Source organism: Thauera chlorobenzoica, assembly GCF_001922305.1.
GTDB lineage: Bacteria > Pseudomonadota > Gammaproteobacteria > Burkholderiales > Rhodocyclaceae > Thauera > Thauera chlorobenzoica.
Map to the genome: position 1 here is coordinate 3,071,360 of NZ_CP018839.1, position 14,673 is coordinate 3,086,032.

The 14,673-nt window shown below is 65.7% G+C and carries 23 protein-coding genes; 20 read left to right on the plus strand and 3 right to left on the minus strand.

Features of this window, described 5'->3' with window-relative positions:
* Positions 1-10: 10 nt before the first annotated feature.
* A complete protein-coding gene (locus Tchl_RS14280) occupies positions 11-367 on the minus strand; it encodes a transcriptional regulator (protein WP_075149003.1) in 357 nt (118 codons plus the stop codon).
* Positions 368-445: 78 nt separating this feature from the next.
* On the opposite strand from Tchl_RS14280, the gene Tchl_RS14285 reads away from it, so the two are divergent.
* From Tchl_RS14285 to Tchl_RS14310, 6 genes are read left to right on the plus strand one after another with little or no spacing between them, the layout of a single operon-like run.
* Complete coding sequence (locus tag Tchl_RS14285) at positions 446-928, plus strand: helix-turn-helix domain-containing protein (protein WP_075149004.1); 483 nt, start codon at positions 446-448, stop codon at positions 926-928.
* 5 nt (positions 929-933) lie between these two features.
* Positions 934-1,479 (plus strand): DUF6932 family protein, encoded by a 546-nt coding sequence (locus Tchl_RS17825; protein WP_146060802.1) that lies wholly within the window; start codon positions 934-936, stop codon positions 1,477-1,479.
* The gene (locus Tchl_RS14295; protein ID WP_075149006.1) at positions 1,466-2,440 is read left to right on the plus strand and encodes a hypothetical protein; all 975 of its coding nucleotides are present in this window, start codon (positions 1,466-1,468) and stop codon (positions 2,438-2,440) included. Before Tchl_RS17825 ends, Tchl_RS14295 begins: the two co-directional genes overlap by 14 nt.
* A 57-nt stretch (positions 2,441-2,497) precedes the next feature.
* A complete protein-coding gene (locus Tchl_RS14300; protein ID WP_075149007.1) occupies positions 2,498-2,749 on the plus strand; it encodes a type II toxin-antitoxin system HicA family toxin in 252 nt (83 codons plus the stop codon).
* Complete coding sequence (locus Tchl_RS14305) at positions 2,746-3,228, plus strand: type II toxin-antitoxin system HicB family antitoxin (RefSeq protein ID WP_075149008.1); 483 nt, start codon at positions 2,746-2,748, stop codon at positions 3,226-3,228. The genes Tchl_RS14300 and Tchl_RS14305 overlap by 4 nt, the downstream gene beginning before the upstream one ends.
* Positions 3,216-3,707, plus strand: coding sequence for a hypothetical protein (locus tag Tchl_RS14310; protein WP_075149009.1), 492 nt, complete (start codon positions 3,216-3,218; stop codon positions 3,705-3,707). The genes Tchl_RS14305 and Tchl_RS14310 overlap by 13 nt, the downstream gene beginning before the upstream one ends.
* A gap of 28 nt (positions 3,708-3,735) precedes the next feature.
* Here the strand turns inward: Tchl_RS14310 and Tchl_RS14315 are convergent, their stop codons facing one another.
* Positions 3,736-4,356 (minus strand): BRCT domain-containing protein, encoded by a 621-nt coding sequence (locus Tchl_RS14315; RefSeq protein ID WP_075149010.1) that lies wholly within the window; start codon positions 4,354-4,356, stop codon positions 3,736-3,738.
* A gap of 124 nt (positions 4,357-4,480) precedes the next feature.
* Here Tchl_RS14315 and Tchl_RS17830 point away from each other — a divergent pair, with 124 nt between their 5' ends.
* The 14 genes from Tchl_RS17830 (at position 4,481) to Tchl_RS14380 (ending at position 12,502) form a co-directional block, all read left to right on the plus strand.
* Complete coding sequence (locus Tchl_RS17830; RefSeq protein ID WP_157110122.1) at positions 4,481-4,645, plus strand: hypothetical protein; 165 nt, start codon at positions 4,481-4,483, stop codon at positions 4,643-4,645.
* A gap of 6 nt (positions 4,646-4,651) precedes the next feature.
* Entirely contained in the window at positions 4,652-5,059 is a 408-nt protein-coding gene (locus Tchl_RS14320; protein WP_075149011.1) for an antA/AntB antirepressor family protein, read from the plus strand.
* A gap of 12 nt (positions 5,060-5,071) precedes the next feature.
* Positions 5,072-5,476, plus strand: a complete 405-nt coding sequence (locus Tchl_RS14325) for a hypothetical protein (protein WP_075149012.1) — start codon at positions 5,072-5,074, stop codon at positions 5,474-5,476.
* Complete coding sequence (locus Tchl_RS14330; RefSeq protein ID WP_075149013.1) at positions 5,473-5,706, plus strand: hypothetical protein; 234 nt, start codon at positions 5,473-5,475, stop codon at positions 5,704-5,706. Before Tchl_RS14325 ends, Tchl_RS14330 begins: the two co-directional genes overlap by 4 nt.
* Before the next feature lie 70 nt (positions 5,707-5,776).
* Entirely contained in the window at positions 5,777-6,037 is a 261-nt protein-coding gene (locus Tchl_RS14335) for a hypothetical protein (protein ID WP_146060801.1), read from the plus strand.
* A complete protein-coding gene (locus tag Tchl_RS18020) occupies positions 6,034-7,101 on the plus strand; it encodes a DUF3310 domain-containing protein (RefSeq protein WP_198158956.1) in 1,068 nt (355 codons plus the stop codon). The genes Tchl_RS14335 and Tchl_RS18020 overlap by 4 nt, the downstream gene beginning before the upstream one ends.
* Complete coding sequence (locus Tchl_RS14345) at positions 7,098-7,535, plus strand: hypothetical protein (protein WP_075149015.1); 438 nt, start codon at positions 7,098-7,100, stop codon at positions 7,533-7,535. Before Tchl_RS18020 ends, Tchl_RS14345 begins: the two co-directional genes overlap by 4 nt.
* The gene (locus tag Tchl_RS14350; protein WP_075149016.1) at positions 7,532-8,338 is read left to right on the plus strand and encodes a ParB/RepB/Spo0J family partition protein; all 807 of its coding nucleotides are present in this window, start codon (positions 7,532-7,534) and stop codon (positions 8,336-8,338) included. Before Tchl_RS14345 ends, Tchl_RS14350 begins: the two co-directional genes overlap by 4 nt.
* Positions 8,316-8,591 carry an H-NS family nucleoid-associated regulatory protein gene (locus Tchl_RS17610; RefSeq protein WP_327360405.1) on the plus strand — a complete coding sequence of 92 codons (276 nt, stop codon included), beginning with the start codon at positions 8,316-8,318 and terminating at the stop codon, positions 8,589-8,591. Before Tchl_RS14350 ends, Tchl_RS17610 begins: the two co-directional genes overlap by 23 nt.
* 4 nt (positions 8,592-8,595) lie before the next feature.
* On the plus strand, positions 8,596-9,156 hold the full coding sequence (locus Tchl_RS14360) for a 3'-5' exonuclease (RefSeq protein WP_198158957.1): 561 nt from the start codon (positions 8,596-8,598) through the stop codon (positions 9,154-9,156).
* Positions 9,153-9,365, plus strand: a complete 213-nt coding sequence (locus tag Tchl_RS18410; protein ID WP_075149017.1) for a DUF4224 domain-containing protein — start codon at positions 9,153-9,155, stop codon at positions 9,363-9,365. The genes Tchl_RS14360 and Tchl_RS18410 overlap by 4 nt, the downstream gene beginning before the upstream one ends.
* Positions 9,292-10,263 (plus strand): tyrosine-type recombinase/integrase, encoded by a 972-nt coding sequence (locus Tchl_RS14370; protein WP_075149018.1) that lies wholly within the window; start codon positions 9,292-9,294, stop codon positions 10,261-10,263. The genes Tchl_RS18410 and Tchl_RS14370 overlap by 74 nt, the downstream gene beginning before the upstream one ends.
* 27 nt (positions 10,264-10,290) lie before the next feature.
* Complete coding sequence (gene gloB / locus Tchl_RS14375) at positions 10,291-11,064, plus strand: hydroxyacylglutathione hydrolase (RefSeq protein ID WP_075149019.1); 774 nt, start codon at positions 10,291-10,293, stop codon at positions 11,062-11,064.
* Positions 11,065-11,074: 10 nt separating this feature from the next.
* Positions 11,075-12,502, plus strand: coding sequence for a transglycosylase SLT domain-containing protein (locus tag Tchl_RS14380; RefSeq protein WP_083945246.1), 1,428 nt, complete (start codon positions 11,075-11,077; stop codon positions 12,500-12,502).
* Here the strand turns inward: Tchl_RS14380 and Tchl_RS14385 are convergent, their stop codons facing one another.
* Positions 12,503-14,542 carry an ABC transporter ATP-binding protein gene (locus tag Tchl_RS14385; protein WP_408646109.1) on the minus strand — a complete coding sequence of 680 codons (2,040 nt, stop codon included), beginning with the start codon at positions 14,540-14,542 and terminating at the stop codon, positions 12,503-12,505.
* Between the last annotated feature and the right edge of the window lie 131 nt (positions 14,543-14,673).

Below are 14,673 nucleotides of genomic sequence, written 5' to 3' on the forward strand. Positions count from 1 at the left end.
TTGTGCCGCGTCACGCGGCCTCATGGTTGTTGATCACGCCGCCGCCCTGCTCCGGCACGACGCTCTGTCCCGCTGCGGCGGTCGGCGATGCCGTATTCACCCCCTGCCCAGACGCGGGCAGGGGGCGGGGTCGAGAAGGTGGCGAGGGCTCCTGGGTGGAGCCGCGCAGATACGCCCAATCCACATCGGGACGCAGCTCTTCGCAGCGGACCTTGCCCGCGGTGAGCTTCTCGATCTGGATGCAGCGCTCGATCGTCGGGGGCTTGTTGTGCAGCCAGAAGGCCACGGTGCCCTGAGCCACGCCGAGCTGACGCGCGAAGCCCATCTGGGTCAGGCCAGATTCCTTGAGGTAGTCGGAGAGGGTCATAGTCGCACCAAATATTCGCAATGTCGTTAATCGTAATAACGACATTCTCGTTTGTCAAACTATTAGCACGCCCGTTAAATGCTGCGCATGAGCCAGACAACGAAGCGCCGCGCCCTTTCACCAGAAGAAATCGAGGACATCGATCGCCTCCGCGACCTTTTCGATAAGGAAAAGGAGGCGACTGGCCTTACACAAGCGCAACTGGCCGAGGCCTGCGGATGGGAGTCTCAAGGAACAATCGCCCAGTATTTCGGGAAGCGACTGCCGCTAAACCTCGACGCCGCCTTCCGCTTCTCGAAAGCCCTCGGGGTTCCGCTCGACGCCATCAGCCCGCGCCTTGCCGCAAAGGCGGTCGAACTGTTCGGCGCAACGATTGCCGGCCGGGAGCGACCCAAGACCTTCGAGGAGTTGCTCGCCCACTTCGCGCCCGAGATCGAACAGCTCCGGCTGACGGACACCGGTCGGCGGGCGCTGGCAGGCCTGGTCAGCGCCTACGAGCAAGACCCGGCCGCGGGCGACCGCCTCTCTAAAGCCTTGCTTGCCCTGGTTGGGCAGGAGTAGCCCGCGTGCTGCCACCATTCGACCCCTTTGCAGGCCACCTGCCGCCCGGATGGCACAGCGCAACCGTTGAAGGGTTCCGTCAACGGTGCGTAGACGAATTTCCACCGCACTTCCGGCGCGAACTGCAGCAGCCCGACGCACACCGAAAGCGGCTTTTCGAAGGGTATCTGAGGCTTCACGAAGCACTCTCCGAACTCAGCATCCCCACCGAGCAGTGGATCGGTGGATACTTTGTTTCCGGCGCCCCGGCGCCAGCCACAATCGAGCTTGTGAATTTCTGCGACGCCCAAGCCTACGAATCCCTACCAGCCGAACTGCGCGCCCTGATCCAGCGCTATTTCGATGGCGAACGCACGGCACAGCACTGCCACTGCGATTCGTACATGGTTACAAAAGGGCCGCCTGACCACCCCTGCAACGCCGACTACCTGAAAAAGCACAATTTCTGGCACAAGCGGCTTGCATACGACCGCGACAAGCGGCCGCGGGGCATCATCGGCATCACCATCGAGGCGGCACTGCCCGAGGAGGCAACCGATGCCGAGGCCTGACACACGCCCATGGCGAGAAGGGGTCGACCCCGAGCAGGCAGAACGCCGCCTGCGCTGGGCGCGCGAACTGCTAGACGATGCCGATGAGGCCATTCAGGCGCAGCAGCGCATCATCAAGCACGACGGCAAGCTCGAGGCGCACCTGCTCTCGCTCAACGCCCTGCGCAGCCAACAGCGGCAACTGCGCGGCGAAATCGCCGAGCTGATGCAGCAGCGGCAGTTCGAGTTCGTCGACTTCGCGCTGGACGGCCCCAAGTATTCGGGCCACCGCGCCAACGCCATGCACCTTGGCGCCTTCCTGCACGCGGTGCAGAAGCTGTACGCGCACATCAAGCATGGCAAGCTGGTGCGCAACGCCGGGCAACGCATTGCGCCGTCACTGCTCGGGCAATGCCAGCTCGACGTAGAAGCCTTTTTCCCTTCGTCATTCGGCGTGCGCTTCGTGGCACATACCGACAGCGACCTCGACGACGGTTACAGCGCCACCAACGAGGCTCTGGAGGCAACCTTCGACCTGATCACCGCAGAGTACCCGCTTGAAGTTGCCGAGCGCGTCACGCCCTGGGGCATGCGCCAATACCGCAACCTCGTGACGACACTGGTAAAGGCAGAAGCGACACCGAAGGTGCGCTGGGTTTCGCCGGAGGGAGATGAGCGCAGCTGGACCGCCGACCAGAACGCATTGCTCACCCTGCAGAATCGCCTGGTGGTGCTGCACCATGAAGAACCGCGCACGCTGGATGCTGTAGGGGTGCTCACCGGTGCCAGCCTGCGGCGCAGACGCTTCGAGTTCTCGGGTCAGCACCTGATCACTGGCACCACGCCAAAGGAACTGGAAGGAAAAGTGACAGAGTTCTTCGGTAAGCCATGCCGCATCGTGTACTCCGAGACGATCTTCTTCGACGACAGGACGGACCAGGAGAAGCGCTCACGAACGCTCATGGACATCACGCTACCATGAGACAATGAGCACGCGACTAAAGTTAGTTGCAACCGCCAGAACCTGAGGCATAATCTCGTGTCCAATAAAGCAAAACAGGTCGCACGACTTAGATCGCTACCCGCCGACTTCACGTGGGACGAAGCTACACGGCTGCTCAAGCTGTGTGGTTTCGAGCAGTTGAAGAGCAAGGGCGGGTCAGGCAGGAAGTTTCGCCACGGCTCCGGCGTCAAGTTCTTCGCGCACGAGCCACATCCGGAGCCGATTCTCAAGAAGTACGCGCTCGAAGACTTGATCGAAGCACTACAGAACGCGGGAGAGATTGAATGAAGGCAATTCTTGAATACAAGAGCTACCTTGGCTCCGCCGAGGTCAGCGTCGAGGACGGCCTGATTCACGGCAAGCTGCTCTACATCAACGACGTCATCAGCTACGCGGCGGAATCCCCCAAGGACATCAAGGCTGCATTCGAGGCTGCGGTTGACGACTACCTGGAGACCTGCGCCGAATGTGGCGACCAGCCAGACACGCCATTCAAGGGTAGTTTCAACGTACGTCTCGGCCCAGATTTGCACAGAGGGTGTGCGATGGAAGCCGAGCGCGCCGGCACAAAACTCAACGAATGGGTCAAGGGCGCGTGCGAGGAAAGGCTCGAGCGCGCCAAGAACCCGGCCAAGAAAGTCGAGATCAGCGTAACGAACCACCACTACGTTCACCCCGAGGCCGGCGTCAATGTTCAGGAGTTCGACGAGTCGGTTCCCGGTCCTCTTACGACCTTTTCGCCCGGGAGGACGGCATGGACGAACTAAAGAGACTCAAGTTCAAATCGGGGATCCCAACGATTGTCGAAGCGAGCTGCCGACGCAGCTTCTCGGCAGACGAGGCGCCCGAAGGCAGGGTGCGCACAGGGGTGGACGCGTCACTGGATTTTTCCGACGATCACCAGACGCTGCAGGTTCGACTCACCGTCACCACAAAAGGGATTGCAGAAGCGGGCAAAGACACTGCGTTCGAAGCCACTTGTACCGTCGAGTGCAGCTATGTCTTCAATCACCCCAGGGAGGAGGCTGATCTGGAACAGCGCCCCTTCATCAGAACATTCTGCGATCCCCTGTATCAGCGATCCGCGGCACTGCTCCAGGACCTGATCTGGCGGATGGGCTACAACGCGGTCCGGCTGCCACTGATGTTTCCAGAGGGAAATCGCGAACAAAAAGCCCCTGAACAGGCAGAACCGAAGCGGACGCGACGGCCAAGAAAGAAAGCTGCGGAAGCTGCCGTGAAATGAGATAACCCGCCCAATGGCGGGTTTTCTTTTAGCGCAGGCGCGCCACCCAGTGCGCCTCGGACACAATCGCGATACCCGCGCCGTCTTCGCAGTACTGTGCCGCCTTCATGATCTTGGTGCCGAAGCTGGAGTGGCGCCAGCACTCGGAGCCCACCGAGCCGATCACCAGGTAGTTCAACTTCTTGGTGACACCCTTCGCGGGCTCGCCACCCCGCGCCATAACCGCCTCGTGACACTCCGCGCGTGACCCGAACTCGAACACCCCGGTAAAGCAGAAGCTGCGTCCGGTGTACAGGATCTCGGGCGCAGGCGCCGTCAGCGGCAAGGTGCTCGGCACGGCCGCAACCCCCACGCCCGCAGGCGCGGCAATCTGCATCAGCAGGCCCAGCAGCTCTCCCGCTTCGTCCACATCCAGCACGCCATCGGCCAGCATCGCCCGCAAGCGGTCGTACAACACGCTGGCCGGCCAGGTGTCGAGACAATCGGCATTGGCGTCAAGCCACCCGAGGATGCCCTCGGCCTCGTTCTGCTCCACCACCCCATCCAGTAACGCCCCCTTCGCCAGGCCGACGAGTTCGTCGATCTGGCGCTTGACGATGCGATCGGCGTGGATCTGCCGCAGTGTGTAGTCGCTCAGTTCTCGCCCCATTTCTCCCTCCAAGACTCATGACGTACGGAAAAACGTAGCACGGGCGTGCAGCTACGAAAAATCACGTTGACAATATTCGCATTGCCGTTAAAATTTAAATAACAGCACTGCGAATATTATCAACGTGAAGCCAACCGCCACCAAAACCATCGGCGAGTTCCGCGCGGCGACGACTCATCTGCCCAATGACACCCCGCTGATGGTGGATACCGGCGGCGGCTACTCCGCACCCGAGTTCTACGTCACCGAAGAAGGCCTGCTGTTTGACCCTTTTCCGCAAGGAGATTAAAGCGCCATGCACCCGAACCTCACCTTCCGCACGATCACCCAGGCCGGCGCCGACTGTCACGGCATCGATGCACGCGAGTTGCACAAGCGGCTCGACAACGGCACCAAGTTCGCCGACTGGATCAAGCGGCGCATCGACGAGTACGAGCTGCAGGCAGGGCGCGACTTTTTTGATTCCTCAGATCTGGGTAATCAAAAGCAGAAGGGCCGCGGCGGCGATCGTCGAAGCATGAACTACCTGCTGACCGTTGCCACCGCCAAGGAACTGGCGATGGTCGAGCACACCGACCAGGGCCGCGCCATTCGCCGCGCGCTGATCGAGACCGAGGAGCGCGTCGCCCAGGGCAACACCAGCTGCCGCGCCGAATGCAGCCGCGCCGCGCTCAGCGTGGCCGGGTCGCTGATGCACGCCTGAGGAGCCGTCGCGATGCAAACGTCTGCACTCCCCGCCGCGCCCGCTCACACCCCCGGCCCCTGGCACTGGGACGGCTACAGCCTGCGCCCGGCTGCCCCAAACCCCGACCAGCACGCGGTGCACACCATCCTTGAAGCCGAGCACATCGGCTGGGGCTTTGTCGCCTCGGACCTCCATGCCGTGCGCCAGGAGGCCGACGCCAACCTGTCGCTGATCGCCGCCGCGCCACAACTGCTCGACGCCGCCCAGGCCGCCGCCGATCTGCTCACCCGGCAGAAGTGGCAGCCGGGCGACACGTTCAACCCCGAGGCGGTCGTGCTGGCCAAGCTCATGGACGCAATCATCGAGGCGACGATGCAGGCGGCGCCTGGCATGAACGGCCGTGAACTGACCGGACCCAAGGAGGCGGCGCAATGACCCCAACCCTAGACCAACGCGCGCTCGATCGCCTTGCACGGCAATGCGAACGCGACCTGAAGTTTCTGCGCCACTCCCCCCGCGAGCAGCGGGGGGTGCCCTTCGCCGACGAGGCCGAGCGGGCCGAGATCATCGACGCAGTGATCGGCAGTGCGGTGTTCTTCGCCTTCGCCGCAGCGCTGATCTGGTTACCCGAGCTGATGGCGCTGATCGAGCGCGCCGGCGCATGAGCGCCCGCCCTCCTCCCGACATGCCCATGCCTGCAGGGCCGATGCAGGCACCTGAGGAAACATGACCACGATGAGCACAGCAACTGAAGAGCAAACCGCCACCACGCCCGGTATGAATACCTTGCTAGCCGACGCCGTCGACGACGAGCGCATCCCGGTGACGGTGTGCATCACCCCGGCCGAAGCCGTGCGCCTGGAGCTACTGATCGCCGCCTACCGCGACCGCCACCCCGGCGCCGACGACACGCATGTGATCGACGCCATCTTCCTTGCCGGCCTCGCAGCCGCCGAACTGACCCTGTGCCAACCCGTCCCGGAGCCCACCGCATGAGCACCCGCAAGAAACCCGCGCCGCTGCGCGAGCAGATCGTCGCCTTCCTGAAGACGCACGACGAAGCCACGCTGAAGCAGATCGCCGCGTCGACCACCGAGCGCGACTTTCCCAGCCGCGTCATCACCGAGCTGAACAAGATGCGCACCGACGCCCTGATCGAATGCGCCAAGAAAAAGGGCAAGAACGAGCTGTGGTACTGGCTCGCCGCCACCGAACCCCAGCCGGAGGTGGGTAAAAACACCGGCAGCCGCGCATCGGTGCCCACATCGCACTCCGCCGAGGGCGCGGCCGTCCGCCCCGAACCCGCCCCGCAACCCACCGTGCAACCGGTGGCCGCGGTGGCGGAGGACGAACCGGCGGCAACGCCCGAGCAACCCACAGCGCCTCCGCTGCAGTACGACCCCCACGACGTGGCTTTCAGCCAGCCTGCGGCCCCGGCCAAGGAATTCCACCTGCTGGGCGTGCTCGCCGACATCCGCGCGGCGATCGGCGACAGCGGGCAGATCATGCTGGGCGAGCTGGCCGAACACATCCGCGCCATCCACGACCTCGGCGAGGCGCACAAGCGGGCCTGCATTGAGTGGGAAAAGACCATGATGGACGTCTTCGGCGAAGATGGCGTCGGCGATGTCGTCATGGCAATCGGCAAGCTGAAGGATGACCTGCGCGACGCGCACCTGGAGCTCGCCGTGATCCGCGAGTTGCTCGCCGGACGCATCGGCGGCGAGATCGACCCGAGCGACATGAGCGAGAGCGAAATCGCCCGCGCCGCGGCGCAGGTGATCGACCGGCATGACGACGAGCTTGTCGAGCAGGCGAAGACGATCATTGACCTGCGCGGCCAGCTCGATGCCGGCGGCGCCGACATGGTCAATCACCCGCCGCACTACCAGGGCAAGGTCGAGTGCATCGAGGCCATCGAGGCCGCACTCGGCGGCGAAGGCTTTGCCGCCTACTGCCGGGGCAACGCGATCAAGTACACCTTCCGTGCTGGCAGAAAAGGCGACGCCGCGGTCGATCTGGCGAAGGCGCGCTGGTACTTGGAACGGGTAGCGGCATGAAACCGCGCCGCGCCTGCTTCGCGCGCCCAACCTTCGTCGACATGATGAAGGCCTTCGGCCCGGTCGACGCCATGCTCGCGCGCCTGGCCGAGGGTTGGATCCACGAGATCCAGGGCGCGGCGGTGTTCCTGAACCCGCAGGACGGCGTGTGGTACGAGATCCCCGCCGCACTCGAGGGCTGGATCGCCCTGTGGGAGCGGCTGGACGCACGCCACCGATTGCAGCTCGACCTCGACCCGGTACGCAAGATCGTTGCCCGCCTGCGCTACAGCACGCCCATCCCCCCCGAGCTGGTCGCCCAGGCACAAGCCGTCGCCGACCAGTGCAAGCGCGCCTACCGCCGCATGGACCTCCACGAGGTCGGCAGCGTGGTGAAGACGCAGTTGATCGTCAACGAGGCCGAACAGCAAGGCCTGACGGAGAACGCAGCATGAGCCAGCTCAACCCCTTCCAGCTGCTCCGCCTGGAGCACCTCGCCCCCAGCCCGACCAACCCGCGCAAGCACTTCGAGCCGGACGCGCTGACGGACCTGGCCACCACCATCCGCGAGCACGGCGTGATCGAGCCCATCATCGTGCGCACGTGGCCGGACGAGTACGACACCCCGGCCGACCGCGACGAACGCCCGCTGTACGAGATCATCGCCGGCGAGCGCCGCTACCGCGCCTCCCTGCTCACCGAGCTGGAAGACATCCCCGCCCTCGTCCGCCACCTCGACACCCGCCAGGTGCTCGAGATCCAGATCATCGAGAATTTGCAGCGGCGCGGCGTGAACGAGCTCGAGGAGGCCGAGGGCTACGACCTGATGATGCGCAGCTACGGCTACACCGCCGACCAGCTCGCCGAGAAGGTCGGCAAGAGCCGCGCCTACATCTATGGCCGACTCAAGCTCACTGCGCTTTGCGAAGCCGCCCGCCAGGCCTTCCGCGAGGGCAAGCTCGACGCCTCCCGGGCGCTGCTGGTCGCACGGATCCCGGGTGCCAAGCTGCAGCAGCAGGCGTTGAAGGAGATCGCCGAGGGCTACGGCGGCCCTATGCCCTACCGTGAGGCCGCCCGTCACATCCAGAACCGCTACATGCTCAAGCTGAAGGAGGCGCCGTTCGAGACCGCCGACGCCTTTCTCCTGGTGACCGCCGGCGCCTGCACCACCTGCCCCCAGCGCGCGCAAGGACAAGGCGACGGTCGTCACCTACCGCCACCCGACGAACGCCGAGCTGACGTGGAGCGGCCGGGGTAAGAAGCCCGAATGGGTCGCGAACTACCTGGCCACCGGCGGACGCCTCGAGGAGCTTTCCACCGCTAACCAGGCTGCGCGGGCGGGCGATCAACCGTCGCTGCGGAAACCCAAGATCCAGGCCGCTGACGCGGCGAAAAAACCCAAGGAAAAGGCAAAGACCGGCGGCCGCGTAGCCGCGGCCGGAGGAAAGGAATCGGGCGCCGAGCCCGCCCCTACCGTTGCCCGAATACCCGAGACCTGCTGGAAGGAGTAGTGGCGTGGGCGTGAAGATCTACACGAACGTGATGCTGGACCTAGAAACCATGGGCAACGGCCCGGACGCCGCTATCGTGGCGATCGGCGCTATCGCCTTCGACCTTGAGGCCGGCGAGCTGGGCCCCGGCTACTACAACCGCGTCGACCTCGAATCCGCCGTGCAAGACGGCGGCGTGATCGACGCCAGCACCGTCACCTGGTGGCTCCAGCAAGGCGACGAGGCCCGCCAGGAAATCGCCCGTGCCGGCGGCCTGCCCATCGCCGTCGCCTTGGCGTCGTTCGCCGAATGGATGGGCCAGACGACGATCGAGGCGGAGGTGTGGGGCAACGGCGCCAGCTTCGATAACGTAATCCTGCGCAGCGCCTACCAGCGCGGCGGCCAGCCCGCACCGTGGGCCTGGTGGAACGACCGCTGCTACCGCACCGTCAAGGCGCAGCGGCGGCACGTACCCTTCGAGCGCATCGGCACCCACCACAATGCGCTGAGCGACGCCACCAGCCAGGCGCTGCACCTGATCAAAATGCTGCGACCGTCTGCGTTCATTTCAGGAGAACCGAGATGATCCTATCGAAAGATGAGCTTGAGCTGCTGACCGAGAGGCGGATTGCAAGTGCGCAGAAGCGTGTTCTGAAGGCGATCGGAATTCCGTTCCGCGAGCGCCCGGACGGATCTATTGTCGTATTCAAGGAGGACTGCCATGCGACCAAGAAAGAACGACCGCCATCTCCCAAGCTGCGTCTACCAGAAGCACGGAGCGTTCTGGCTCGTTAAGCACGGCAAGTGGATCCGGCTCGGCGCCGACTTCAGCGAAGCGATGGAGGAGTACGCCCGCCGGATGAAGCAGAAGATGGGCGGCATGGCGCAGCTCATCGAGGACGCGCTACCCTCGATCCTGAAGGACAAGGCCCCCTCGACGGTCAAGAAGTACCGCACGACGGCACGCTTCCTACAGGAGGCATTCGCCGATTTCGCCCCGCACCAGGTCAAGCAGAGCGACGTCGCCGCGCTGCGCCGCCATCTGATCGGCCAGGCCACCATCTGCAACCGCACTCTTTCCGTACTGCGGATGGTGTTCGACGTGGCGCTGGAAGACTGCATCGTCGACTTCAACCCCTGCACCGGCATCAAAACGGTGAAGCAACCCAAGCGCGAGCGCCGGGTCGAGCCATGGGAGTTCGACGCCATCAAGGCCCAGGCCGGGCCGCTGCTGGCCGTGGTGATCGACCTGTGCTACCTGACCGGCCAGCGCATCGGCGACGTGCTCAAGATCGCACGAGCCGATCTGCGGGACGAAGGCGTCTACGTCGTTCAGCAGAAGACGAAGGCGCGCGTACTGATCCGCTGGAACCCGGACCTGCGTGCCGCAGTGGAGCGCGCCAAGGCGCTGCATAAGAACGTTGCCGGAATGTATCTGCTCGGCACCAAACCGCCCGTTTACAATACCATCTGGCAGCAGTACAAGAAGGCGCGCGAGGCGGCCGGCATCCCCGACGTGGTGCTGCACGATCTGCGTGCGATGTCGGGCACCGAGGCCGAAGCCCAGGGCGCCGACCCGCAGAAACTGCTTGGGCACACGGACCGGAAGATGACCGAACGTTATCTCCGCGACAAGAAAATCACGCAGGCCGAAGGTCCGAGTTTTAGACAGTCTAAAACAAATCGAGGCTAGAACCCGCGCCATTACTGGGTTTCAGGTATGAACATTATCCCCCTTCCCGCCTTTCGCGATAACTACATCTGGCTGCTCCATGACGGCCATCACGCCCTTGTCGTCGACCCGGGCGATGCGGCACCGGTGGAGGACGCGCTGGCGCGCTATGGGCTGACCCTGTCGGCCATCCTCATCACCCATCACCATCCTGATCATGTCGGCGGCGTCGGCGCCCTGCGCGCCCGCCACCCGGTACCGGTCTACGGCCCGGCGGCCGAACATATCGAGGGCGTGGACCGGCCGCTCGGCGACGGCGGCGAAATCCGTCTCGACACCCCGGCGGCAGCGTTCCGGGTGATCGAGGTGCCGGGCCACACCGCTGGCCACATCGCCTTCGTCGGCACCGGCCCGAGCAACGGTGTGCTGTTCTGCGGCGACACCCTGTTTTCCGCCGGCTGCGGTCGCCTGTTCGAAGGCACCCCGGCACAACTGGCGGCCTCGCTCGCCCGTCTCGCCGCCCTGCCGGACGAGACCCGGGTGTATTGCACCCACGAATACACCTTGTCCAACCTCGCCTTCGCGCGCGCGGCCGAGCCCGGCAACGGCGCACGCGACGCCTATGCGCTGCACTGCGAGGCGCTGCGCGCGCGCGGCGAACCGACCCTGCCCAGCACCATCGGCCGGGAGAAGGCCATCAATCCCTTCCTGCGCTGTGCGCAGCCGGCGGTGCTCGATGCGCTGACCCGGGAAACCGGCACCCGGCCGGCCGATACCCTCGCCTGCCTGACCGCCCTGCGGGCCTGGAAAGACCGTTTCTGAGCCGGCTCCGATGCCTGCACGCCTTTCCCGCCCGGGCCTGCGCGCAGCATTGCGGACGGCTCTGCGGGTGGCCGTATGCACCGCCCTGCTGCAGCCGGCCGGCAGCGCAGGGGCACAGGACCGCCCCCTCCCCACGCCCGCCCCAGTCAGCGCGGCGAGCGCGACCGCCACCGTCCCGGACGAGGGCGTCACGCCCCCGGAACCCGCCGCGCCTCCGCCATCCGCGCACACCGGATCCTTCGTCGCCGAACGCGTATTGACGCTCGACCTGACCCGCGACGCCAACGATATCTGGGACCGCATCCGGCGCGGCTTCGGCATGCCCGATCTGGACAGCGAGCGGGTGATCGACCAGCAGGCCTTCTTTCTGAACCGTCCCGGATTCCTGAAGCAGGTATTCGCCCGTGGCGGACTCTACCTGTATTACATCGTCGACGAACTCGAACGTCGCGGCATGCCCACCGAGATCGCCCTGCTGCCAATGATCGAGAGCAGCTACAACCCGATGGCCTACTCGCCCGCCCACGCTTCCGGGCTGTGGCAGTTCATCCCATCGACCGGCAAGCACTACAACCTCGCCCAGGACAGCTGGGTGGACGAGCGCCGCGACGTGATCGCCTCGACCCAGGCCGCCCTCGACTACCTGCAACGCATCTACGACATGCACGGCGACTGGCACCTCGCGCTGGCTTCCTACAACTGGGGTGAAGGGGCAGTGCAGCGCGCGCTGCGGCGCAACGCCGATGAAGGCCTGGCGCAGGAGTACTCCCACCTGCGCATGCCGGAAGAGACTCGCAACTACCTTCCCAAGCTGCAGGCGATCAAGAACATCGTCGCCGAACCCGAGCTGTTCCATTTCGAGCTCCCCTACGTCGCCAACGAGTTGCACTTCGTCACCGTCGACGCGCCGGTCGGAGTGGACCTGGCAACCGCCGCCCGGCTCTCGGAAATGCCGCTCGATGAATTCCTCGCGCTCAACCCGGGCTTCAACCGGCCGGCGATCACCCTGCCCGGGCAAACCTTCGTGGTCCCCACCGACCGCGCCGAACAACTCGAGGAAGGGCTGGCCGAACTGGCCCGCAGCGGCAAGGGCTGGCGCATGCATGTACTGACCGCTGGCGAGGGCCTGGACGCCGTAGCCGTGCGCCACGGGCTGAGCCTCGCCCAGCTGCGCAAACTCAACGGCCTCACCCCGGCGAGCAAGCCGGGAGCCGGCCATGCGCTGCTCGTGCCCGACGGAGTCGAGCCCGAGGGGGCGCTGGAAGTCAGCCAGCTGCTGCCTTTCGCCGCGGCGGTGGCGCGTCAGCCGGGATTGAAGCTCGGATCCACCGACGCGCGGAGCCGTCAGCCGCAGCTCGCCCCCTCCGGATCCGCAGCCCGCGGCACTGCGGCCAGAACCGGCAGAAAACCACAGCGCCAAGCCGGCAGCCGGCACTGATCAGCCTCCTCGCCGTGGCCAATGGCAGCGCGCGCGATGCCCCCGGCCGAACTCGGCGACCGGCGGATAGCTGATCCGGCAGACGTCGGTGGCATGCGGGCAGCGGGGGTGGAAATGACAACCGGCAGGGGGGGCGAGCGGCGAGGGCAGATCGGCGAGGGTCTTCCCACCGGCAGGCGCCTCCAGCACATCGCCCCCCCCGGCCCAGCCTTCCCCGCCGCGGGCCGCGGCCACCTCGCCGTCGAGCCGCGGCACCGCCGCCAGCAGGGCCCGGGTGTAAGGGTGGAGCGGCGCCTTCAGGACGCGCTCGACCGGGCCTTCCTCGACGATCCGGCCGAGATACATCACCGCCACTTCGTCGGCCAGATATTCGACCACGGCCAGGTTGTGGGTGATGAACAGATAGGCCAGCCCATGTTTGCGCTGCAGATCGCGCATCAGGTTGAGCAACTGGGCCTGCACCGAAACATCGAGCGCGCTGGTCGGTTCATCGCACACGATCACCCGCGGCGACACCGCCAGCGCACGAGCCACCGCGATCCGCTGGCGCTGGCCGCCGGAGAACTCGTGCGGATAGCGCCAGCGCATGTCCGCCGCCAGCCCGACATGCTCGAGCAGTTCGCCGATCCGGGCGTGGCGGGCCTGGGCATCGGACTCGACGCCGAGCGCCACCATGCCCTCCTCGATGATCTCGCCAACCCGCATGCGCGGGTTCAGCGAGGCGAAGGGATCCTGGAAAACCATCTGCACCGTACGCCGCATCGACTGCAGGGCCGAAGCCGGCAGTGCGGTGATGTTCTCGCCATCGAGATGAAGCTCGCCGGCGGTGGGCGGGATCAGCTTCAGGATCGCCTTGCCCACGGTGGTCTTGCCACAGCCCGACTCCCCGACCAGCGCGAGCGTGCGCCCTGCGGCCAGATCCAGGCTGACGCCATCGACCGCCTTCACCTGGGCCACCGTGCGCTTGAGCAGGCCTTTGCGCACCGGAAAATGCACGACCAGATCCTTGACCTGGAGCACTGGCCGGGTGCTGTACGGGCGAGGGACAGCGACAGGCGGAACCGCTGTGTCGAGGCCGCGCGGCACGCTGACGCCTTCATACAGGTGGCAACGCACCGCCTGTGCCCCCACCGTATGCCAAGGCGGCGCCTCGTCGTCACAGCGGTCGAAGGCGGTCGGGCAGCGCTCGGCGAAGCGGCAACCGTGAAAACGCCGGTCGAGCGCCGGCACGCTGCCTTCGGGCGCATCCAGCGGGGCGCCACGCCGCGCCGCGCCGGGAAGGGCGGAAAACAGCTTGCGTGCATACGGATGCAGCGGCGTACTGAAAAAATGGGCGCGGCTACCGGTTTCGACCAGTTCACCGGCGTACATCACCCCGACCCGGTGCGCCATCCGCGCGACTACCCCGAGATCATGGGAAATCAGCAATATCCCCATCCCCCGCTCGCGCTGGATGGTGGCGAGCAGATCGAGCACCTGGGCCTGGATGGTGACATCGAGCGCGGTTGTCGGCTCATCGGCGATCAGCAGCCGCGGCTGGCCGGCCAGCGCCATCGCGATCATCACGCGCTGTTTCATTCCTCCGGAAAACTGGAAGGGGAAATCCTGCAGCCGACGTTCGGGAGCGGAAATGCCGACCGCCTCGAGCAGGCGGCAGGCGTCGTCATCGAGCGCCGCACCGTGCACGCCATGGCAGGACAGCGCCTCGGCGATCTGCGCTCCCACCGTCATCACCGGGTTCAGGCTGGTGGCCGGCTCCTGGAAGATCATGCCGATCTGCCCGCCGCGCACGCGGCGCATCGCCGACTCGGGCAGCGCCAGCAGATCCTCCCCCTCCAGCCGGACCGCGCCGCCGGCGACGCGACCGGCGTCGGGCAGCAGTCGGGTCAGCGCAAGCGCGGTCATCGACTTGCCGCAGCCGGACTCGCCGAGCAGGGCAAAAGTCTCACCCGCATGGATCTCGAAGCTCACCCCATCGACCGGACGGATCTCGCCCCCCTCCCGCCCGATCACCACGGCAAGGTCGGAAACCTGCAGCAACGGCACAGCCGACGACGCCGCTGCAAGGGGCTCGACAGAGGGAGGGGCAAGGGGTGGGGAAGAAGAAGCGTTCATGCCTTTGCCGAAAAGCCGGGTCAGTACGATGCGCTGCGCGCCCGGTGGCCGCCGCC